We start from the raw sequence: 699 nt of genomic DNA, 5'->3' as shown, positions 1-699 counted from the left end.
AGATCGTCGCGCTGACCACCACCCAGGCTGGCGTACTGACCAGCCAGCAAGTGGCCGGCCTGTCGACGAACGCCATCGTCGCGCTGGAAACCGCTGACTTCGCTGCGCTGAAAACCGCCAGCCTGGCCGCGCTGACCACCAACCAGGTCCGTGCCCTGACGACCGACCAGGTGGTGGCCCTGACCACCGCCGGCGCCAACGCGCTGACCACTGCGCAAGTCGCGGCCTTGACCACCGACGCCATCGTCGCCATGGAAACGGCCGACCTGGCTGCGCTGAAAACCGCCGCGTTTGCCGGCCTGACTTCGTCGCAAGTCGCTGCCCTGACCACCGGCCAGGTGCAAGCCCTGTCGACCGCATCGCTGTCGGCCATCTCGACCGCCAACATCGCCAACGGTTTGACCTCCGACCAGATCGTCGCGCTGTCGTCGAACCAGATCGCCGGCCTGACCACCGCGCAAGTTGGCGCGCTGTCGACCAGCAACCTGGTCGCCATCGAAGTGGCCGACCTGGCCGGTATTACCACCGCCGGTATCGCCGCCCTGAAAACGGCGCAAGTGGCTGCGCTGACCACCGACCAGCTGGTTGCCCTGTCCACTGGCCAGATCGTCGCGCTGACCACCGTCGGTGCTGCCGCGCTGACGACCGATCAGATCATCGCGCTGACCACCACCCAGGCTGGCGTACTGACCAGCCAGC

1 pseudogene is annotated in these 699 nt (G+C 67.2%); it reads left to right on the top strand.

Annotated elements, in window-relative coordinates:
* Positions 1-699: pseudogene (locus DUPY_RS20380) on the top strand (heme utilization protein); the annotation flags it as partial.

The organism is Duganella phyllosphaerae, from assembly GCF_001758785.1.
GTDB lineage: Bacteria > Pseudomonadota > Gammaproteobacteria > Burkholderiales > Burkholderiaceae_D > Rugamonas > Rugamonas phyllosphaerae.
Note: the sequence above shows the minus strand (reverse complement) of the source record. Positions and strands in the feature narration are given on the sequence as shown.